General features: G+C 46.5%; 20 protein-coding genes. 8 read left to right on the top strand and 12 right to left on the bottom strand.

Going from position 1 to position 21,254, the window contains the following annotated elements:
• The coding region (locus NC99_RS18325) for a protein-L-isoaspartate(D-aspartate) O-methyltransferase (protein ID WP_053187273.1) at positions 1-648 on the bottom strand (648 nt) is incomplete at its 3' end.
• A gap of 141 nt (positions 649-789) precedes the next feature.
• On the opposite strand from NC99_RS18325, the gene NC99_RS18330 reads away from it, so the two are divergent.
• Together NC99_RS18330 and NC99_RS18335 are read left to right on the top strand one after the other, a co-directional pair.
• Entirely contained in the window at positions 790-1,626 is an 837-nt protein-coding gene (locus tag NC99_RS18330; RefSeq protein WP_053187276.1) for a hypothetical protein, read from the top strand.
• A gap of 76 nt (positions 1,627-1,702) precedes the next feature.
• Entirely contained in the window at positions 1,703-3,118 is a 1,416-nt protein-coding gene (locus tag NC99_RS18335; protein ID WP_053187279.1) for a sugar transferase, read from the top strand.
• Between the two features lie 4 nt (positions 3,119-3,122).
• Here NC99_RS18335 and thpR read toward each other — a convergent pair whose 3' ends face one another.
• Positions 3,123-3,680, bottom strand: coding sequence for an RNA 2',3'-cyclic phosphodiesterase (thpR, locus tag NC99_RS18340; protein ID WP_053187281.1), 558 nt, complete (start codon positions 3,678-3,680; stop codon positions 3,123-3,125).
• Positions 3,681-3,694: 14 nt separating this feature from the next.
• Positions 3,695-4,282, bottom strand: coding sequence for a DUF4294 domain-containing protein (locus NC99_RS18345; protein ID WP_082326571.1), 588 nt, complete (start codon positions 4,280-4,282; stop codon positions 3,695-3,697).
• Positions 4,283-4,389: 107 nt separating this feature from the next.
• On the opposite strand from NC99_RS18345, the gene NC99_RS18350 reads away from it, so the two are divergent.
• Both NC99_RS18350 and NC99_RS18355 read left to right on the top strand, forming a co-directional pair.
• Positions 4,390-5,670, top strand: coding sequence for an arginine deiminase (locus tag NC99_RS18350; RefSeq protein WP_239684479.1), 1,281 nt, complete (start codon positions 4,390-4,392; stop codon positions 5,668-5,670).
• Positions 5,671-5,679: 9 nt separating this feature from the next.
• Positions 5,680-6,210 carry an RNA methyltransferase gene (locus tag NC99_RS18355; RefSeq protein ID WP_053187286.1) on the top strand — a complete coding sequence of 177 codons (531 nt, stop codon included), beginning with the start codon at positions 5,680-5,682 and terminating at the stop codon, positions 6,208-6,210.
• 105 nt (positions 6,211-6,315) lie between these two features.
• Here NC99_RS18355 and NC99_RS18360 read toward each other — a convergent pair whose 3' ends face one another.
• The 6 genes from NC99_RS18360 to rpsO all read right to left on the bottom strand — a co-directional run bounded on the left by NC99_RS18360 (position 6,316) and on the right by rpsO (position 14,239).
• Positions 6,316-8,070, bottom strand: a complete 1,755-nt coding sequence (locus tag NC99_RS18360) for a tetratricopeptide repeat protein (protein ID WP_053187290.1) — start codon at positions 8,068-8,070, stop codon at positions 6,316-6,318.
• Between the two features lie 95 nt (positions 8,071-8,165).
• Positions 8,166-8,804, bottom strand: coding sequence for a deoxynucleoside kinase (locus NC99_RS18365; protein ID WP_053187293.1), 639 nt, complete (start codon positions 8,802-8,804; stop codon positions 8,166-8,168).
• Between the two features lie 76 nt (positions 8,805-8,880).
• A complete protein-coding gene (locus NC99_RS18370; protein WP_239684480.1) occupies positions 8,881-10,989 on the bottom strand; it encodes a prolyl oligopeptidase family serine peptidase in 2,109 nt (702 codons plus the stop codon).
• 58 nt (positions 10,990-11,047) lie between these two features.
• Positions 11,048-11,533 (bottom strand): hypothetical protein, encoded by a 486-nt coding sequence (locus NC99_RS18375; protein WP_053187296.1) that lies wholly within the window; start codon positions 11,531-11,533, stop codon positions 11,048-11,050.
• Positions 11,534-11,592: 59 nt separating this feature from the next.
• Positions 11,593-13,863 carry a polyribonucleotide nucleotidyltransferase gene (gene pnp, locus NC99_RS18380; RefSeq protein ID WP_239684481.1) on the bottom strand — a complete coding sequence of 757 codons (2,271 nt, stop codon included), beginning with the start codon at positions 13,861-13,863 and terminating at the stop codon, positions 11,593-11,595.
• 106 nt (positions 13,864-13,969) lie between these two features.
• Entirely contained in the window at positions 13,970-14,239 is a 270-nt protein-coding gene (rpsO, locus tag NC99_RS18385; protein WP_053187299.1) for a 30S ribosomal protein S15, read from the bottom strand.
• Between the two features lie 250 nt (positions 14,240-14,489).
• Here rpsO and NC99_RS18390 point away from each other — a divergent pair, with 250 nt between their 5' ends.
• The gene (locus NC99_RS18390; RefSeq protein WP_204375052.1) at positions 14,490-16,010 is read left to right on the top strand and encodes an alpha-L-fucosidase; all 1,521 of its coding nucleotides are present in this window, start codon (positions 14,490-14,492) and stop codon (positions 16,008-16,010) included.
• Positions 16,011-16,309: 299 nt separating this feature from the next.
• Here the strand turns inward: NC99_RS18390 and NC99_RS18395 are convergent, their stop codons facing one another.
• The 3 genes from NC99_RS18395 to NC99_RS18405 form a co-directional block, all read right to left on the bottom strand.
• Positions 16,310-16,609: a helix-turn-helix domain-containing protein gene (locus NC99_RS18395; RefSeq protein WP_053187300.1), complete on the bottom strand. Its 300-nt coding sequence runs from the start codon at positions 16,607-16,609 to the stop codon at positions 16,310-16,312.
• The gene (locus tag NC99_RS18400) at positions 16,606-16,953 is read right to left on the bottom strand and encodes a type II toxin-antitoxin system RelE/ParE family toxin (protein ID WP_053187302.1); all 348 of its coding nucleotides are present in this window, start codon (positions 16,951-16,953) and stop codon (positions 16,606-16,608) included. The genes NC99_RS18395 and NC99_RS18400 overlap by 4 nt, the downstream gene beginning before the upstream one ends.
• A gap of 110 nt (positions 16,954-17,063) precedes the next feature.
• Complete coding sequence (locus tag NC99_RS18405; protein WP_053187306.1) at positions 17,064-18,365, bottom strand: DUF2851 family protein; 1,302 nt, start codon at positions 18,363-18,365, stop codon at positions 17,064-17,066.
• 312 nt (positions 18,366-18,677) lie between these two features.
• Here NC99_RS18405 and NC99_RS18410 point away from each other — a divergent pair, with 312 nt between their 5' ends.
• The 3 genes from NC99_RS18410 (at position 18,678) to NC99_RS18420 (ending at position 21,078) form a co-directional block, all read left to right on the top strand.
• Entirely contained in the window at positions 18,678-19,982 is a 1,305-nt protein-coding gene (locus NC99_RS18410) for a glycoside hydrolase family 88/105 protein (RefSeq protein ID WP_082326573.1), read from the top strand.
• A 224-nt stretch (positions 19,983-20,206) separates the two neighbouring features.
• Positions 20,207-20,857, top strand: coding sequence for a hypothetical protein (locus NC99_RS18415; protein ID WP_157625067.1), 651 nt, complete (start codon positions 20,207-20,209; stop codon positions 20,855-20,857).
• On the top strand, positions 20,854-21,078 hold the full coding sequence (locus NC99_RS18420) for a GldL-related protein (RefSeq protein WP_053187310.1): 225 nt from the start codon (positions 20,854-20,856) through the stop codon (positions 21,076-21,078). The genes NC99_RS18415 and NC99_RS18420 overlap by 4 nt, the downstream gene beginning before the upstream one ends.
• The last annotated feature ends 176 nt before the right edge of the window (positions 21,079-21,254 follow it).

Raw genomic sequence — 21,254 nt, forward strand, 5'->3', positions numbered from 1 at the left:
GCCGCAGTAAGTACCATGTTCCGTTTTATGCACACGCTGAAGATGCTTTTCTTTCTCAAATTCATCTTCTGAATTTCGGGTCACTTTATACATAACTTGTTTTTCTGAAGGACCAATCGGTGCCACCAATACCCCGCCAACACGCAGCTGTTGCAACAACTCCTCGGGTAACACCGGCGCCCCCGCGGTGATAATAATTTTATCGAACGGCCCATAAGTCGGCAGTCCCTTGTAGCCATCGCCATAAAAAAACTTGGGATGATAACCGATCTCCGGCAACAGTTGCTGGACTTTCAGATACAATTCCCGTTGGCGTTCAATGGTGAAAACAGTAGCTCCCATCTCCACAAGCACCGCCGCTTGATAGCCGCTTCCGGTGCCCACTTCCAACACCTTTTCGTTGGGCTGAACGTCGAGCAACTGGGTTTGAAATGCAACAGTAAAAGGCTGCGAGATGGTTTGCCCGGCGCCAATCGGGAAAGCTTGATCTTTGTACGCAAACTGAATGAAACTGCTGTCCATAAACAAATGCCGGGGAACTTTGGCGATGGCGTCCAAAACCCGCGGGTCTCTTACACCTTTAATGCGAATACCCTCGACAAGCCGTTTACGCATGCCTTGATGTCTTAAACTGTCACGAGAATCCATTACTTTTTAAATTTTTGGTAAAAATAGTTTAAAATGATAGTTTAACGCAGCCGCAAAGAACCAACATTATCAACAAAAGCCGTTGAAAAGTTCTGGTTCCATGCGCCCTTTAAAGTAGCTTTTTATTTCTAATTTGCAGCTATGATCAGCATAGGTATTCTTTCGGGCGATGAATCGGCAACAGAATCAATCAAATTGATTCAACAGTTTCAGGATTTCAAAATCACTGGTATCGTACAGCTCAATGACCTCCAGTCGGTTGAAGGAAAACAGTACACAACCGAAGACCTGCTTGAAAATTCAGATGCCACCTTTGTCGATGCTCCTGCGCCGTCTTTCGACCTCATTCGCGCCGTCATCAAAAAAAGCAATCATCTTTTTCTGATGCGCATTCCGACATTAAGCCTGGGCGAAACCACGCAGCTCATTAACCTGGCGAATGAGTCGGGATCAACCATCCTGCTGTTTAACCCTTTGTTTTTTACAGATGAGAACCTGAAAATCAGCACCACCTTAAATAAACAAAAACTGATCACCATCAGGCTGCCACTTCGAAAAAAAGACATTGAACACCAGCTCCTGAGCCTCCTGCTGTTCGTCATGTCAACGGAAAAAAGCGAACTGAGAAAAACCGATGTTTTTACTTTCGACCGCACCAACGAGTCGGGAATAGTCAGCCTTCGGCTGGCTTTTGCCACCGGGTCCATTGCCCAAATTGAGCTGGGTGGGATGTTTAAGGCCAGCCAATCGTTTATTGAGATTTTTCAGAAAGAAGACCACTACTTTGCCCTGCCAGCCGATGGACCAAATGCAAAAACACGCTTGCAAACACAGAAAAATGCCTTGCAACACTTTCTCGAGGCCATTCATCAAGGAAGTGCTATTTCAATATCGCTCAACGAATTGGAACAAGCCATTGCTTGCAGGAATGAAATCCGGGATAAATTAAAGTTTCTGAACTGCTCGCTGCTGGACTAAAATGCCTATTTTGCAGCATCTAACATTTTCCAATCCGTTTTTTTGGATGTGATTTGACCTAACGAAATTCGGCTCTATGAATAAAAAAGCGCAAGTTATCAGGTACTTATCATTTGATTTCATGGCGGCAGCTGCAAGCTGGATCTTGTTTTATATTTACCGGAAACAATACATCGAACCGCAGCGGTTTGGCACCGATGTTCCGCTTGAATTCACCAGCCGTTTTTACCTCGGCCTGCTCATTGTTCCAACCCTTTGGGTGCTTTTTTATTACTGGTGGGGCTACTACAGCGATGTTTACCGGAAGTCGCGCCTGCTGGAACTGGGACAAACCTTCCTGAGCTCGCTGATTGGCGTGGTCATCCTATTCTTCGTTTTAATGCTCGACGACTACGTGGGCTCGTACAAAAACTACTACCAGCTTTTTTTCACCTTGCTGGTTCTTCATTTTTTGCTCACCTACAGCTTCCGCCTGATTCAGACCAGCCGCATCATTCATCGCATTCACAGCCGCAAGTTTGGATTTAACACCTTACTGATTGGCGGCGACGAAAAAGCCCTGCAAATTTTTCAGGAGTTGAGCACCCAGATTCGGCCCGCGGGCTTTCGGTTTATCGGTTTTTTAGCCACAGGACCAAACGATGCGTCGCCGCTCGAAGCATTTTTGCCCAAGCTCGGTACGCTGGACGACATTCCGGAGGTGACCGAAAAATACGAATTGGAGGAAGTCATCATTGCCATCGAATCGTCGCAACACGATTTGCTGACCGGCATTCTGACCTCGCTGCAAAACCGGACGCTGACGATTTGGGGCATTCCCGACCTATTCGACCTACTGTCGGGAAATGCAAAAACAAACGCCATTTACAGCAGCCCACTGTTTAAAATTTCCAACGGCATTATGCCGGCCTGGCAAGCCAACCTCAAGCGACTGATTGATGTGAGTTTTTCCATCCTGGCCATCGTTTTGTTCCTGCCGGCCTATCTTGTTATTGCCATTTGGATTAAGCTCGACAGCCACGGACCGATCTTGTATAAGCAGGAACGGATTGGACGTTTCGGAAAACCGTTCACCATTTATAAATTCCGCACCATGATTGATGAGGCCGAACCTCACGGCCCTGAACTGTCCGCGCCTAACGATAAGCGGGTGACACCGGTCGGCCAGTTTTTGCGCCGCACGCACCTGGATGAGATTCCGCAGTTCTACAATGTGATTAAAGGTGAAATGTCCTTGGTTGGGCCGCGTCCCGAACGGAAGTTCTTCATCGACCAAATTGTAAAAAAAGCGCCTCATTTCACGCACCTGCACAAGATCCGACCCGGAATCACTTCGTGGGGACAGGTAAAATACGGTTATGCCTCAACGGTCGATGAAATGCTGAAGCGCCTTCCCTACGACCTGGTCTACCTGAAAAACATTTCGCTCTATATTGATTTTAAAATCCTGATTTACACGATCATCAGCTGCTTTAAAGGCGATGGAAAATAAGCAGTTACAACCGACAGGCTGCCAACACGCGATACTCGGGCCCTGAAGGCTTCAGCACACTTTCATACAAATAAATCTGCGAAACGCCCACTTGCTGAACAGGAAGCGACTTGAAGCGCTCCAGCACATCATGAAACTTCTTCTCATCGGCCAGTCGGTTGATCCGACCCAAGGTTAAATGTGGATGGAATTTTTTGTTCGAAGGAATTTCGGATTCACCCAGGTTTTGTTGAAGCTTGCGGACAAAGACAAGCAAGTCTACATCGGCACCAATCGCATAATAAATAACCGACGGCCGCCCCCGATGCGAAAAAAAGGAAAGCCCAGTCAGTTGAAAGGAAAAAGGCGCGAAGCTGCTGCATGATTTTTCCATGGCCGCTTTTGCCCGCTCGATCTCCGGACCGGTCAGCTCCCCCAAAAACTGGAGCGTCAGGTGCAGATTCTCGGGCGGCACCCAGCGAATCCGCTCATCACGCCAATGTTTTTTCAGCTCCGTCCAGCTTTCCCGAAGTTGCGGGCTCAATTCAACTTGAACAGCAATAAATACCCGCTTCGTTTCCATCTTGATGCGTTTTATTAGATCATTCCCGCCTCAATGCGCAAAATAATTTGTTCGATCAGCATATCTTCAATCACCGGGTCGTATTCCTCCTTCAGATCATTCCCAAAAATGCGGGCGACACCCTGCCAGAAAAAAGCCATCACCCCACCCTTCAAATCCTTAATCAACTCATAGGAAGTGTGCCCGGTTTCGCGGTCAATCAGCTTAATCAGAATCCGTCCTTCCGATATCGACAACTTCTTCAACTCGGGTCCGTACTGATCAAACAACTCCTTTTCAACTTGCTTCACATACTTTTTACGTTCCCGCTCGCTTTCGGCAGCCAGATATTCGTCTTCGTACTTCATCAACAGTTCAGCAGCTTTCTGCGCATAGGGGTAAACCTTTTTCACTTTCTTTTCGAGCCGGTAGTAGCGCTTTTCCGTTCGCCGGTTTTCAAACTCGGGTCGCGGAAAAACCGGAATCTCGTCCAGTTCCAGGTGAGGCAAAGTATCCCCATCTCCTTCAATGGCTTCGAGATAGTGAAGGGAATCCGGCTGTTGTCCGCAAGCAAAACCAACCGAACTTAACATCAATATGGACAGAATTAAGAATTGTTTCATGGTTTACCCTGCGAAGATAAGGACATGTTATTTAACTTGAAACGAAACCAGCCGGTTTCAGATTATCTTCCGGCTTAGAGTTACTATATTTGAGCAAATTTTTAGAAATGGGTATGATGTCTGAAAAATTAAATGTAAACGTGGCCTCTGAGTTTGGGGAACTCGAAGGCGTGATTGTACATACACCGGGGCTCGAAGTCGAGGAAATGACCCCGGAAACCGCCAAGCGGGCTCTGTATAGCGACATTCTGAATCTGGCGGTTGCCGGCAAGGAATATCAGCAAATGAAAGGCGTGCTGTCGAAAGCCAGCCGCTGCTTTGAGGTCAAAGATCTACTTAGCGATGTGCTCACCAACGATATTGTGAGACAAACACTGCTGCAGGAAATTTGTACGGCCGAAGGCGCGCTGGACATCCTGCCGGCTTTACTCGAAATCCAGTCAGACGAACTGGCACGGCAACTGATTCAGGGGGTTCCGATCAAACGCGACAACCTGACCCGCTACCTGAGCCAGGAACGTTTCAGCCTGGCGCCTTTGCACAACTTCCTGTTTACGCGCGACGCTTCCATGGCCTTTCGCGATGAAGTGGTGATTGGCAAAATGGCCAACAAAGTGCGCGACCGCGAAGCCATGATTATGGAAACGATTTTCAAGAATCACCCGATGCTCGAAGCCAAAACAATCAATCCATTTCAACCCAATGAACTGATGACCGGCAAAAACCGGATGATTGAAGGAGGCGATTTTCAGGTAGCCCGCGAAGATGTGTTGGTCATTGGAACCGGTATCCGCACCAGCACCGAAGGCATTGATTTTATTCTCGATGCCATCAAAGCCAAAAAGGAAAAAGTTCACCATGTTCTCATCCAGGAACTGCCCGACATGCCAGAATCCTTCATTCACCTCGACATGGTTTTTACCTTCCTGGATCGCGATGCCTGCATGGTTTACGAACCGCTGATTTTGGGAACCAATCGCTACCACACCATTCACATTCAAATTGAAAATGGCGAAGTAACAAGCATTTCCGAAGAAAAAAACCTACCGAAAGCCTTGAAAAAACTGGGCATCGACTTGAAGCCGATTCAGTGTGGCGGAACGAAGGATATCTGGACACAGGAACGCGAACAGTGGCACAGCGGCGCCAACTTTTTGGCCATTGCTCCGGGACAGGTGATTGGCTACGAACGCAATGTCAATACGGTGGAAGAACTCAATAAAAATGGTTTTGAAGTGATTAAAGCCGAAGATTACATCAGCGGAAAAGCAACACTTCCGAAGGACGGGAAATGTGTGATTACCATTGCTGGCTCGGAGTTGGCCCGCGGCGGTGGCGGCGCCCGGTGCATGAGCATGCCTTTCCGACGGAAAAAAGTTGAATGGTAAACCACAAACATGCGTAAACTACGAACAAACGAACTGGGGCGTATCAGCCCGGAAGAATACAAGCAAACGGACAAAACGCCATTGCTTGTGGTGCTGGATAACATCCGGAGCTGCAACAACATTGGCTCGGTGTTCAGAACCTCCGATGCACTGCTCATTGAAGCGGTGCATTTGTGCGGGATTACCGCCACGCCTCCAAACAAGGAGATTCATAAAACGGCGCTGGATGCCGAAAAGTCGGTACCCTGGAGCTATTTCGAAAAGACGGAAGATTCCGTATGCCAGCTGAAAGCATCCGGTTACCGGGTGTTTGCCATTGAGCAAGTGAAGGGTAGCATCATGCTTCCCGACTTTGAAGTAAAAGACAACGACCGCCTGGCCCTGGTTTTTGGCAACGAAGTGAAAGGCGTGCAGCAAAAAGTGGTTGACCTGTGTGATGGTGCCATCGAAATTCCCCAGTTTGGCATCAAACATTCTTTTAACATTTCGGTCAGTGCCGGCATTGTTTTGTGGGACTTGTTCAAGAAGTTTCGGTATTAAAAGCAAGTTATAGACAAGTTTTCAAGGCTCAATTCAGAATCCAGGATATAAAAAAAGCGGCCCCGTTTGAGGCCGCTTTTTAGTTATATCGATGCAAGCTTGTGATTAGTCAACAATTGCCTGGAATTTTGCATCATCCCAATATTTGGCAAACTCCAAATCGGTCGCTGCTTTTTCTTTCAACTCAGGTTTCATTTCAACCGCTTTTTCAAGGCTTTCGTACATCAGATTTTCCTTCGCTGTACGGGCACCAACCACTGCTTTGAAGTATTCTTTCATGAAGCAACCTTCCCAAGTGCAGTTTTCCAACGATTTCAACGCACCATTGTTATCACCGGCCAAAATTTTAGCCAGGCCTACGTTTGGAGAATCACTGTCGCCAAACAACTGAACAGCTTTGTCGTATTCGCCTTTCTTCAGGGCAACAATACCCAGGTTGTAGTTCACTTCGTCGCCAGCGCCTGATGCAGCACCAAACAAAGTTTCGGCTTTCGCCACATCGCCTTCACGCAGGGCAACAGCACCAAGGTTGTTTTTGATGATGGGCTCGTTTGGAGCCAGTCCTTCTGCTTTTTCAAACAATGGTTTGGCCTCATCGTACTTGCCTTGTTGTGCCAACACCATACCGGCATTGTTCGGTCCTCTCCAGTCTTGAGGATACACTTTGATGAATGAATTGTAGATCGACAGTTTTTTGTTTTGATCATCTGTCAAGGTAGCAGCATAAAGCAATTCAGCAGGATTCAATGAAGCTGGGTCTGAATCAGCCAAAGCGGCAATCTCCTCGTCAGTTTTACCAATCAAATCAACATTGGCAGCGATTTTTGCACGACGCAGTTTTGGTAGAATCTCGTCGGCAACAACGGTGAATGCGGAAGACAGGTTTCTGATTTCGCGCTCGCGCACTTCAGGATCGGAGTACATAGACAAAACACGCAAGATAAGCTCTTTATCCTGGATGTTTGATTTTTCCATCATTTCCTGGAATCCTTCCCAGTCTTCGGCTGTGAATTTTGTCTTCAGTTCTGCCTCCACTTGCGCTTTCTTCAATTCTCTTGCCACCACTTGGTTTGAAGAGCCTTCGCGTTGCTGCGACAGTTTCGTATTCCAATCCAGCTCTCCATCGGGAGAAGCGTAGGCTGAAATTTCAACACCTTTCAGTTCTTTCCGTTCTGCTTCGAAAGCATCTTTCGTATAAGCATACAGTTCCTTTACATCGTCGCTGTTCAGTTCGGTTCCACGAACGTACGAGCTGTTAATCAGGTAATGAATATCAGCGACATACTGATCCGGAACAATCCGTTGAAATGCGTCAATGTTTGGATCATAAACACCCGTTGTGTTTTTCTCACGTTGCACTCCTAAAATCGGAGAAGGGTAGTTGATCACCATTTCAGAAGTGGCCAATACACCATCGGCAACTTTAATGGGTTCAAAATCGAGGCTTTTGGCTCCTTTAGAGGCCGTAATACGAATCTCAAGATCCGAAACACGCATCGCGTCGTCATATGCGACCGCGTCTTTATAAGCAAAGTTTCCGCCGTTTGTGTAGCTAATTACTTTGTTGTTGGCGTCTACTTTTTCGCCCTGAACCGTCACGGATTCAAAAGCGGTTTCGCCACCTTCGTAAGTCAACACCGGTGTGGCCACAAGTGTCACTTTCTTATTAAAGTATTTTGCTGGAAAACGGCCGTCAATCGCAACATCCACATCGCCACCGTGGGCTTCCAGAATTTCGGGAGTTACGTTGAAATCAATTTGATCTGCATTCTTCTTCATTTTCTGAAGACCGGAGCAACCGGCAAAAAGAACAGCAGCCAAAGAAAACAAGGCCAGAGGCTTAAAACTAATTTTTCTCATGTTGACAGTATTAAAATATTTAATTTTGATTCATTCGGTACTTGTTCACAAAATTAGCAATGTTTTGATGAAATAAAAGCATGCCAGGCACTTTTTTAATCCATCAGAACCCTGTTAATCCCACGTGGATAGTCGTTTTCGAATATTATGGAGAGTAGCTTTCTGTAATGATTCTGGTCCTGTACAAAATCAATTTTATTGGTGTCGATGACCAATATCGGAAAATCAGTCTGCGTTTTGAAGAAACGGAAATATCCCTTGCTGATTTGCTCCAGATAAGCAGGGTCGATTTGCTGTTCGTAAGAGCGCCCCCGCTTGGTAATATTTTGCATCAGTTTTGCGACATCGGCGTGCAGATAAACATATAAATCTGGCTTAGGCAATTTTTTATAAATGATATAAAAAAACCGCTCATAGAGCAAGTATTCGTCCGGCGAAAGGGTGGTTTGTGCAAAAATCAACGATTTCATGAAGTAATAATCTGAGACCAAAAAGGAGCTGAACAGCTCAAACTCGCGAATATTTCGTTTCAGCTGGTTGTAGCGGTCCGCCAAAAACGACATTTCGAGCGGGAAAGCAAACTTCTCCTGATCTTCGTAAAACTTGGGTAAAAACGGATTGTCGTCAAAACCTTCGAGCAAAGTCCGCGCGCCAAACTCCCCGGCAATCTGATTCACCAGGGTGGTTTTCCCTGATCCAATATTTCCTTCTATGACTAAATAGTTGATTTTCATCTCAAAAAAAATCCCGGAAGCGGCTTTACTTCCGGGAAATAAAAATACAATATTTTCAGGGGAATAATCAAGGCGACTACACCACCATTCCCAAATGGTAAAACAGGAACGACCAAACATCGGTATATTCATCGATGACCTTGGCTGTTGGTTTTCCGGCTCCGTGTCCGGCATTGGTGTCAATCCGGATCAAGGCGGGCATTGGTCCGGCAGACAATTCCTGTAAGCGGGCTATGTATTTAAAGGAGTGCGCGGGCACCACGCGGTCGTCATGATCGGCGGTGGTGACCAATACCGCCGGATAATCCACTTTGCTGCTGATATTGTGATAAGGAGAATAAGCGTACAGGTAGTCAAACATTTCGGAGCTGTCGTCGCTGGTGCCATAATCGCCTGCCCAGGCCCAGCCGATGGTGAACTTGTGAAACCGCAGCATATCCATTACCCCAACAGCCGGCAATGCTACTTTAAAAAGCTCAGGGCGCTGGTTGATGACTGCCCCCACAAGCAAGCCGCCATTGGAACCGCCCATGATGGCCAGCTTTTGGCTTGAGGTGTATTTTTGGGCGATTAAATATTCGGCGGCTCCAATAAAATCATCAAACACATTTTGCTTGTTGCGTTTGGTTCCTGCCTGGTGCCAGGCTTCGCCATATTCGCCACCGCCGCGAAGATTGGCCACCGCCAGCACACCGCCATTGTTGACAAACACCATGCGGGTAGTCGAGTAGGACGGCGTCAGACTGACATTAAAACCACCGTAGCCATATAGTAAGGTCGGATTGTTCCCATTCAATTTGACGCCTTTTTTATGCACCAAAAACAGCGGAACCCGGGTGCCGTCCTTCGATCCAAAAAATTCCTGCTTCACCACAAAATCATTGGGATTGAACTTCACTTGCGGCCGAAAAAACAACTGGCTTTCCTTTTTATCCAAATTATAGGTGTACACTTCGCCTGGCGTATTGAACGAAGAATAGCTAAAAAACAGCTCCGAATCGTCTTTCTCACCTGAAAATTCGCCCGTATTCCCAATTCCGGGAAGCTCAATCTCATGATCAAAAGTACCATCGTATTGACAGACATAAACAACGCTACGGGCATCTTTCATATATTCGGCCACAATTCGTCCGCTAACAAAGCTTACAGTTTGAAGCACCTCCTCTTTTTCGGGGATGATTTCCACCCAATGCGCTTCCCCGGGCTGGTTGACATTGATCTTCAGCAAGCGATATTTCGGCGCTTGATAATTGGTTCGCACAAACAAGTCATCGCCCAGGTTATCTTCCAAATGAAACTCATAATCCAAACTTTCCATCAAAGGAACATAATCGCTGTCGTTGCTCGATAAATCTCTCACCAAGAGCGCATTCCCATGCGAAGCTTCACTGATGGCAATGACCAGAAAACGCTTGTCGTCCGTCACCCCGGCGCCAAACATGCGTTTTGGCCGATCCCGATCTTCCATAATCAGCCGATCGTCGGTTTGCGACGTGCCAAGCTTATGGTAGTATATTTTTTGATATTCGTTGGAAGCAGATAATTTTTTCGATTCCACGGGTTGATTGTAGGCGCTGTAAAACAAGCCATTGTCATACCAGGCCAGGCCCGAAAATTTGACCCACTCCAAATGGTCATCCAACAGCTGACCGGTTTCGAGGTCTTTTACAAAAATTTCGTTCCAATCCGAGCCTGATTTGGCGACCATGTAAGCCAGGTATTTCCCATCGTCCGAAATTTCAACCTGCGACAAAGCAGCCGTACCGTCGTCAGACAGGGCGTTGGGGTCAAGGATGACTTCGGCTTCTTTGTTCAAATCGTCGGTTCCGTACAAAACATTTTGGTTTTGCAGGCCATCATTTTTAAAGAAAAAGTATTTTCCAGCTTTTTTAAATGGTGTGCCATGCTTCGGATAATCCAACAAGTCAGTGAGTTGTCGCCGGATTTCATCGCGATTAGGCAAGGTTTCGAGATAGGCAAAGGTAGTTTCATTCTGAGCTTTCACCCAGTCGGCTGTTTCTGTTGAATGATCATCTTCGAGCCAACGATACGGATCGGCTACTTCAGTTTCAAAATAGAGGTCCTTGGTGGCATCCTTTCGGGTCAGCGGATAATCCAGGGAGGGTTTATTGGCACAGGCATTCATCAATACAAAAGCTAAGAGGTAAACGAAAAGTTTCATCATCGATGTTTTGGTTCTTTATTATTCTAAAAAACCAGGTGTATTCAACGGAAGTGAATCATCACAACATTTTATTGTTCGACCGGATTTGCGAATCCTTACGATGCCCAATCAACTGCGCGGCCATTAAGCCCACGATGATGCCCGGGACGATAAAAAACCAGCGGTCGATGGATGGAAACAGCAGACTGACCAACAGGCCGATGACTGCGGCAATCAAGGTGTAAAAAAAGCTGTAGGAGTAGGTATAATAATAAGGTGGATAAAAGCCATGCTCCTTTTTCATGTGGCGGGCCAGTTGGTCGATGTGCCGGTCGTAGTTTCGGCGCGCCTTCCCCGTTTCGGTTACCGCCTGCCGGATGGTGCTGACTTCCCGTTCAACTTCCGTTTGAAACTGCTTGCACTGCTGACATTCATTCGAGAAATCATCAACATGCTTTACCATACGCAGGTATTCGGCCACTCGAAAGAAACGCAGGTCGCTTTCTTTAACACCATCGAGTGCTTGCTTGATTTGCTCAGCTATTTTTTTGCTCCATGTTTCCATAATCGAAAAGAAAAAAAATGCCCGACAAGCGGGCATTCATTTATTAATGTCAATAAGAATTAATCTCTGTTTTCTCTTGGCGGACGACGGTCCCCGCGGTCGCGGTTGTCGCGGCCTCTGCCATCGCGATTGTCTCTTCCTCCGCGGTTATCACCACGCGGCGGACGACGATCACCACCACGATCACTGCGTTCGCGCTCCACGTAACCTTCCGGTTTTGGCAGCAGGGCTTTGCGCGAAAGTTTCAGTTTTCCATCGCGGTCAATGTCCAGCAGTTTTACTTCTATTTCATCACCTACTGTCAGCGCATCTTCCACATTGGTCAAACGCTCCCAGGTAATTTCAGAAATGTGCAGCAAACCTTCTTTTCCGGGCATAATTTCAACAAAAGCACCAAAGGTGGTGATGTTTTTAATTTTCCCTTTGTAGGTTTCACCTTTTTCAGGAAGTGCAATAATCCGCTTCACGCGTTCTTTCGCAGCATCCAGCGCTTCTTTGTTCAAGCCCGAAATCTCCACCCAACCGAAGTTGTCGCGTTCTTCAATCACGATCACGGTGTTGGTTTCTTCCTGCATTTGCTGAATATTCTTACCTCCAGGGCCAATGATTGGTCCAATCATATCCTTCGGAATCTGAATGGTTTCCACACGTGGCACATTGGGTTTGTACTCGGCACGTGGCTCAGGAATCACTTCCAAAATTTTGCCGAGAATATGGTTACGGCCTTCTTTCGCCTGCATCAAAGCGGTTGACAAAATCTCGTACGACAGTCCGTCCACTTTAATGTCCATCTGGGTAGCGGTAATTCCTTTTTCGGTTCCCGTTACCTTGAAGTCCATGTCACCCAGGTGATCTTCATCACCCAAAATATCGGAAAGAACCGCGAACTTATCGTCGCTTTTAATCAATCCCATGGCGATACCCGAAACCGGACGTTTCATTTTCATTCCGGCATCCAGCATACACATAGTACCGGCACAAACCGTTGCCATGGATGAGGATCCGTTGGATTCCAGAATATCGGAAACCACACGCACCACATAAGGAAAATCTTGCGGAATCATTCGTTTCAACGCACGGAAAGCCAGGTTTCCATGACCAATCTCGCGCCGGCCTAAGCCGCGGGGAGTTTTGGCTTCACCCACACAAAATGGTGGGAAGTTATAGTGTAACAGGAATTTCTCAGTTCCCTGGAAAGTCACATTGTCAATCTTTTTGATGTCCATTTTGGTTCCCAAAGTGATCGACGACAGCGACTGGGTTTCGCCACGGGTAAAGATGGCTGAACCATGTGCTCCCGGCAAATAATCCACCTCGCCCCAAATTGGACGAATCTCATCGGTTTTACGACCATCCAGACGAATGCCGTCATCCAAAATCATGCGGCGCATGGCTTCGCCTTCCACTTTATGGTAATAGCGGCGGATCAGTTTTTCATCCTGTGCCAGGTCGATTTCTTCATTGTCGGCATTGGCTTCCTTGTATGCTTCCACATACTCATCGACAATCTTGCCAAACGATTCAATCCGAAGTTGCTTATCTTTGATTTGCTGTTTGGCCAAATCGTAGCAAGCAGGCAATAAGTCGGCTTCCACTTTGGCTTTCAGTTCTTCGTTGTTTACTTCGTGACAATACTCACGTTTTACAACACCCACTTCAGCGGCCAATTCCAGCTGAACTTTACAATGCACCTTGATGGCTTCGTGTGCGACTTTAATGGCTTCGAGCATCTCTTCTTCCGACACTTCATCCATTTCGCCTTCCACCATCATGATGTTGTCGTAGGTGGCAGCCACCATGATGTCAATGTCGGCTTCGGCCAACTGGGCACTGCTTGGGTTGACGATAAACTCACCATCTACACGTCCGACGCGCACTTCAGAGATTGGCGCCTCGAATGGGACATCTGAAACGGCAATGGCAGCCGAGGCGGCCAATCCGGCCAAAGAGTCTGCCATCACATTGGCATCATAAGAAATCAAGCTGATCATCACCGCAGTTTCGGCGTGATAGTCAGCTGGAAATAAAGGGCGAAGCGCACGGTCAACCAAACGGGCAACCAAAATTTCATCGTCGCTCGGACGAGCTTCGCGTTTTAAAAACCCACCAGGGAAACGACCTGCGGCCGAAAATTTTTCGCGGTAATCAACCGATACCGGCATAAAGTCAACATCTTCTTTGGCTTCTTTGGCTGAAACCACAGTGGCCAGCAACATGGTGTCGCCCATTCTAACGACAACTGCTCCATCGGCTTGCTTGGCCAAACGACCAGTCTCGATCGTAATGGTCCGGCCATCGCCGAGGTCAATTGTTTTAATAATTTGATTCATAATCAATTTTTGAGATAAAATTTAACAATACGAACTAAGTCGAATGGTGGTGGGGATTTCAAAAATAAGAAAAGGCAATAAAATTATTGCCCTTTCTACTTAAAAATTATCGACGTAATTTCAATTCTTTAATAATCGCACGATATCTTTCGATATCTTTATCTTTCAGGTAATCAAGCAAGTTACGACGCTTTCCTACCAAACGGACCAGAGCACGCTGGGTGCTAAAGTCTTTTTTGTTCTGTTTCAGGTGTTCGGTCAGGTGAGCAATACGGAACGAGAACAAGGCGATTTGGCCTTCGGCTGTACCCGTATCCTGTGCATTCTTACCAAACTTTTCAAAAAACTCTTTTTTTGTTTCAGAAGTTAAATACATTTTTCTTTTTATTTAAGTGATACAATCTTTAAGCCGCTGCATCGCGTTCAATAACAACCGCTTAAAATTAATTTCAAAAACTGTTGCAAAAGTACGTAAAATTCTTTGATTCCCAATCCTGAAAATTCTTTTTCACCAAAATATAACTCATTTTGAACTGCTTGAAAACTTTTTCAGATTTCAGCACAGTACAGCACAATCGCTGGGTTCTTTTTACTATTTTTGATCGCATAATTTAAACCTGACAACGATGACTCCTAAATCCGTTCCAACAAACATTTCAACGACCCAATTGTCTGCCCAAAGTCAATCTCATTTCAATAACCGGCTTATCTTCGGCTTTCTGTTTGTCACCATGCTGTTTTCTGGTTGCAGTCAGCCTACTCCTCCTCCACCACCCGAAGCTGTTGGCCCGGTGCCCACCGAGCGTCAACTCAACTGGCACCAACTGGAGCAATATGCCTTCATCCATTTCACCACCAATACGTTTACCGACAAAGAATGGGGCTTTGGCGATGAAAGTCCAACAGTTTTTAATCCCACCAACCTGGATGCCGAACAATGGGCACGAACCATCCAGGAAGCCGGGTTGAAGGGGATCATCCTGACCTGCAAGCACCATGACGGCTTTTGCCTGTGGCCCAGCGAATACACCGACCACGATATCGCCGCCAGCCCCTACAAAAATGGCGAAGGCAATGTGGTGGAAGAAGTTTACGAAGCCTGTAAAAAGTATGATCTGAAGTTTGGCGTCTACCTCTCGCCCTGGGATCGCAACCATCCGGAATACGGGCGACCGGAGTATGTGGAGTACTACCGCAACCAGCTCAAGGAATTGTTTCACGCCTACGGCCCCGTTTTTGAAATGTGGTTTGACGGTGCCAACGGAGGTGACGGCTATTACGGCGGAGCCAACGAAACCCGCAGCATTGACGGCAAAACCTACTACGACTGGCCAACCACTTTGAACATGATCCGGGAGATTGAGCCCGAAGTGATTTTCTTTAGCGATGCCGGGCCCGATATTCGCTGGTGCGGCAACGAACGTGGATTTGTTGGCGAAACCAACTGGAATACCATCAGCATTGACACCCTGTATGCCGGGAAACCTGGAATTACGGAACTGCTGAACCGCGGATCGGAAGATGGCACCAGCTGGGTTCCGGCCGAAGTGGATGTTTCCATTCGCCCGGGATGGTTTTACCATGCCCATGAAGACGATAAAGTCCGCACACCGGAAAACCTGTTTAAAATTTACCTCGAATCGGTGGGACGCGGGTCCAACCTGTTGCTGAACATTCCGCCCGACCGACGCGGACTGATCCACGAAAACGATGTGGCGTCTCTGCAACAATGGAAAGCCATGCTCGACGAAGCTTTTGCCACGAACCTGGCGGAAAATGCTCCGGTGCAGGCCTCCGCCACCCGCGGAAAATCGGAGATTTACGGGCCACAAAACCTAACCGACAGCGATCCGGCAACCTATTGGGCAACCGACGATGACCAGCAAACTGCCGAGCTGCTTATTGACTTGGGACAGGAACAAACCGTGAGCTACGTGCTGCTGCAAGAGTACATCCAACTCGGACAGCGTGTAAAAGCATTCAGCATTGAAGCCAGGCAAGAGGGCGAATGGAAAACGATTGGCGAAGCAACCACCATTGGCTACAAGCGTATTGTTCCGGTTGATGACATAAAAACCGACCAGCTCCGGATCCGGATTCTGGATTCCAAAGCTTGTCCGGTGCTTTCGAATCTGGAGGTGTATTAGTTCTCTGCTTTCGCCTAAAGGCGAAGTGGGGGACGTAACTAAAGAAGCTTTTCCGCTGGGTTTCATTTTCTGGTCCTTTTAAAGAAGCCCAGATCAAGAAAGGAATAAAGCTCACAGCGGTCACTTGTAAGTTGTCGTTGCCGATTTCGAAGGGCGTTCCAGTCCGCCAGCTGGCGGACACGGAACTGCGAAACGCCCACGAGGACTCGGGGCGCGAACGACACTCCACCGAACGCCGTAATGCAATTTACAATTTGTTCTGGCGTCGTAGTTTAGTTTTTGTTTGTTTTAATTGTTTTTCAGTTTATTGTCAGTCCTAATTTTTTACCTAATCCTTCCTCGAAAATTTTAAACAGAGTAGAAATCTGAATGTCGATTTTTCCATTTTCCAGTCGCGAGATATAACTTTTTTTAGTCCCTGTTTTTTTAGCCAGCTCTTCTTGGGTAAGATGAGCCTTTTTTCTTTCTTCTTTTATCATTTCTCCAACAATAAAAGCTTTTGCTTTCATTTCAAATTCATCACGTTTTTCAGTCCCAAGTTTTCCGTATTTGATGTCTAATAATTCATCAAAATTTGTTGCATCTTTTATTGTTTTCATTTTCCCTCTCCTTTTTTATTTTTGAAATAATCCTCTTTAATTTTTAATGCTTTTTCAATTTCTTTCTTTGGTGTTTTCTGACTTTTCTTCTGAAACCCGTTGAATAAAACAACAATCCGTCCAGAGTCAAAACAGCAAAACACCCGATAAATGTCAGACCCAACCTTTATTCTTATTTCATAAAGCCCATCCGTACTTTCGATATGTTTAAAAAATTTCTGAGGGATTAAGTCCACAGTTTTTATCACTTTAAACACATATTCCATTTTTTCTTGAACCGAAAAGTCAAGCGAAATATAGAAGTTAATAAAATAGCTCTTATAAAATTTTATTTCTCGGGTCACTTTGCAAAGTTAACAAGTTTGTAAACATCTCCATGTGTAAAATCAAAATACGATTGAGGATTTTTCTTTCTTCCATTATGCGCCATCATGTTGTGCATGGAACTTAGCTGCTATTGCGAGTTTGGCTCATTTTCGCTATCAACCGAGTGGTTGATTAGTTTGATTCCCAAATGACACTTCAAGCATTTTTTAGGTGTGCAGTAGTTGTTTTTGAGCTGAATCAAGGCCTGGCTGTCGAAAGCTGAGCGCACGGAAACACCAAGCGTTTCCCAGTTTGACACAATGGAATTGTGTTCGGCCGGAATTTTTTCCAGAAACTCCAGCGCTTTGTCTTTCAGGTTTTGCCGGTTGTGGTATTCGCCATACACAAACAAGAAGGGCACCACCGTATTGATCAGGATGTTGTGAAAGGCCGAGTCGCCCAGCGCCTTGACTCGTTTGGGCGACAGCTTGTTAAACCGATAGTGCGTGTCCCAGTACTCTGATGCCTGCACACGGAACAGCTTCCGAATTTCATTCAGATCATCCAACTCAACCAAGCTGGAGAACAAGGCCGATGAATGGTGCACCAAGGCCGCGAACTGCGCCAGCCGGACGGTTGGGAAATTCACCGGGCGCAATCGTAAAAACTTCCACAGACGCGATTCAATGGGCTTGAGCTGGTACTTTTTATACAAAAAGGAATATTCTTTTCGAAGTGCCAGAAAATAGTCATCGCCCAACAATTGCTCGTTCAGCAAACCCGCCGTTCCAAACAGCAAAGCTTCCAACTGAAAGAGGTTGTTTTTGTGCTTGGCCAAAATTTGAATGGGTAAGGCGCGCGCCAGTAGTTCAAAAGGCAGCGCATTGGTTTTCAATCCAAAATTACGTGCCAGAAATTGGTAGAAGGTTTCATTCCAATCGTTTTTGTTTTGCGCCAACTGATCGACAATGGCCTGGGTTTTTTGCTGCAAGCGCTCCACCATCAAACCATGAAACCAGATTTGAAGGGTCATCTGATCGGCTTCGAAAAAACGGTCGGCACAGGCAATCCACCGGTCCGATTGCAGCAACTGTTCGTAGTTCGCTTCCAGGTGTGGCGGATAATCCAGCACCATCGTTTGAACCACTTCGCCGCCGGAAGTCCGCACCTCCGCATCGTGATCGCGCACCACATGCAACACCACATTATCGTAAGCCGAATCCTGCTCATGCTTGTGCAAACACCAGTCGGATGATCGCTGGTGGATTTCCACATTGCCTGCCCAGGTGGTTCCGTCAATCCGGATTCGGGAGTTAAAAAAATCGGGGCCGGCATCGGTGTTGTGCTGCCCGGGATGAATCACCTCAACGATTTGCCCGTCTTCGGTTTTCAAATTGGTGGCATTAAACAAGCGGTGTTTCCACACAAATTGAAGGAACGCTTCATTCATAACTGGAAATTTTTTCCACTAAAGTTATGGAAAATCTGCTTGCCCAGCCGCCTGTTTTTGGAAACAAAAAAACAAGGGGATGGCATCCGGTGTTTGGTCCTTCACCCTCCACACAAAACAGACCTGCTCCGTGTTGCTTGACCGACCAGTTCTTGCCGGACAAACTCCAGCGTTTCCATAAGGTTTCGGTTTAAAACCAAGACCGATGCACGTGCTACCTGAATTAAAAAACCGTGCGAGTGGCAAAACTTAACCGTCCATTTCCTTAAATTGCATTATTTTCTAATATTTGTCAAAATTCAATCTGCCACAATGAAACGACATTCACTCAAACTTATCATGCTCAGTGCTATCGGACTGTTAGCCGTAAGCGCATCCTTTGGCGCGGAGTTTCATCCTGACACCCTCTACTCCCGCTGGATCATCAACTCCCGCATGGATGATTTTAGAAATAAATCGGAAACCACGCACTTCAAAACAGCAACAACCGAACGAAATATTGAATGGGATTATGTTCCCGGGCTGGTGGCAAAAGCCATCGTCATGACCTGGGAACATTACAAGGATCAGGCTTGGAGTGCTCCGCTCCACGACGCCGTGGAAGACTACGCCGACCACATCCACATGAAATTGGGAGAAAGTAACATTGACGACCTGAATGCCGGAAAGATTTATTTTGAGCTCTACCGCGCAGCAAAAGCGAAAGGACTAAACGACAAAGCGGAAAGATACAAAGAGAACGTGACCATTTGCCGCAACAAACTTAAATATGAGCACAGACGCATTGCTGCGCCACTGCCGGGTGCCGGAGGATTTTGGCACAAAAAGCGATATGTGAATCAGATGTGGCTGGACGGCTTGTACATGGGGCCCGCCTTGTATGCCGAGTGGCAGGGAAACTTTGGCATGGAAGCAGGTGAAACGGAAAACAAAAAGTCGTGGGATGATATTGCCTTGCAGTTCGACACCATTTTCTCCTATACCTGGGATGCGGAAAAAAAGCTGAACTACCACGCCTGGTCGGCCGAACCGCAAAATGCAGCCTCCTCATTCTGGGCCGATCCTGAAACAGGACGCTCGCAAGAGTTCTGGGGACGCGGCATGGGCTGGTTCTTTGCAGCCTTGGTCGATGTGCTCGAACAGATGCCCCATGATCATTCGGCACGGTCCCGTTTGGTAAACTACCTCAACAAGGTGGCTGACGGATTAAAGGCCCGGCAGGACGCGGATTCCGGTTGCTGGTACCAACTCCTGCAATACGACGACAGCAAGACAAGTTCCTGCGGAATCAATAACTACCTGGAATCATCGGCCTCATCGATGTTTACCTACGCTTACCTCAAAGGGATTCGACTGGGCTTGCTCGACCGTGAAACATACCTGCCCGTTGCCATCGAGGCATACAAAGGCCTTATCGACCAGTTCATTGTGGAAGAATCCGACGGAAAAATCAAAATCATTCAAAGCTGTGAATCGGCAGGCTTAAGCAACAAGCGCAAAGGAGATGCCGACTACTACCTATGCGGCAGCGATGTAACGATAAACAACGACACAGAAGGTAAAGTGTTCGGCCCGTTTATTATGGCCAGCCTGGAATTTGAAAAGATGAAGAATTAAAGCAAGGGCATGACGACATCAAATTTAGAATCCTGGAGCCTACTAATCCCGACGGCCGGATGTGCCTGAAAAAAAAACACCTTGGCAAACCAAATACTAAACAAAAAAAAAAAGAAAAAGAAAATGAATCCTGCTTACCAATAATCACTATCTTTGGTTTCACGCTGTTAAACTAATGAATACATCCAAGCATTTGACCTAAACTAAAAACCTGAAAAGCAGAAATGAGAAATTTAATTCTTCCTGTCCTGACCATTTTGACTCTTATGCAATGCTGTGCTCCAACAAGAAATCACATCGTCCCGGACAAAGTCGCCAAAGAAATCTTTAGTCCTGCAGAATTAAAGGGTATCGAGGAAATGATCGCCTACGTTGATCGCCAGGTGTCGGAAGTTACAAAGAAGACGGACATTAATGAAAGCTACCACAGCTATTTTAACGGCTTGGAATCTGCTGTTTTTCCTGCACTGGTTAAAGACACTGCTAAATTCAAATTTCTGGGGACCATTGATGAAGAAGCTTTTTCGACCATCTGGCGAATGGATGACCACACAGAAATGGTAAAAACAAAAGATACGGTATTGACTGACCTGCATGGTTATCAATTGCTCGAATTGAACTACAACGGAAAGTACCTCAACTACCTGAAGGAAATTGGAAAAACAGATAAGCACTACGCTGACATATACAAAAGCATTGAAATTGCCGGAGATCTATCCCCTTCAGCCTTCGCCTGGTTTCGCGAACATCACCAGGAATTGGACTTTACACGGTTCAAAGACCGTTTATGGGCCACCGTTATCCTCCTCCGGATCGGTGATCCACTCGAAGAAAAAGTAGAACGATATCTGAAAAACCAAAAACCGAACAAATGAATGAAAAACGAATCAATTCGCTGATTGGCGTCATTTACAACCTATCAGCCATTCTGGTCATCATCGGCGCATTTTTCAAGCTTCAGCATTATCCCCACGGTCTTTCAATATTGATCACCGGGTTTATGCTTGGGTCAATAATCAGTTGGGCTGATAAATTCAGGCTAAAGAAGAAAATAAAAAGCTTGGAAGAACAACTCCAAATCAAGGATGATTTATAAATAACTGCTAGTCAGACCTTGCCATTTCGATCGGAACAACAGCACCATGTGCACTCCGCTTGAAAGGCTCAAAAACTTAAGCTACCTGATTCAACATTCAAATCGTTGGGAATTGTCGCAAATCATCCTCAACTTCGTCGCGAATACCCCCTGTCGAAGTTTTGCTTTCTGCTTAT

Origin of the sequence: Sunxiuqinia dokdonensis (assembly GCF_001270965.1) — a bacterium.
GTDB classification, from domain to species: Bacteria; Bacteroidota; Bacteroidia; order Bacteroidales; family Prolixibacteraceae; genus Sunxiuqinia; species Sunxiuqinia dokdonensis.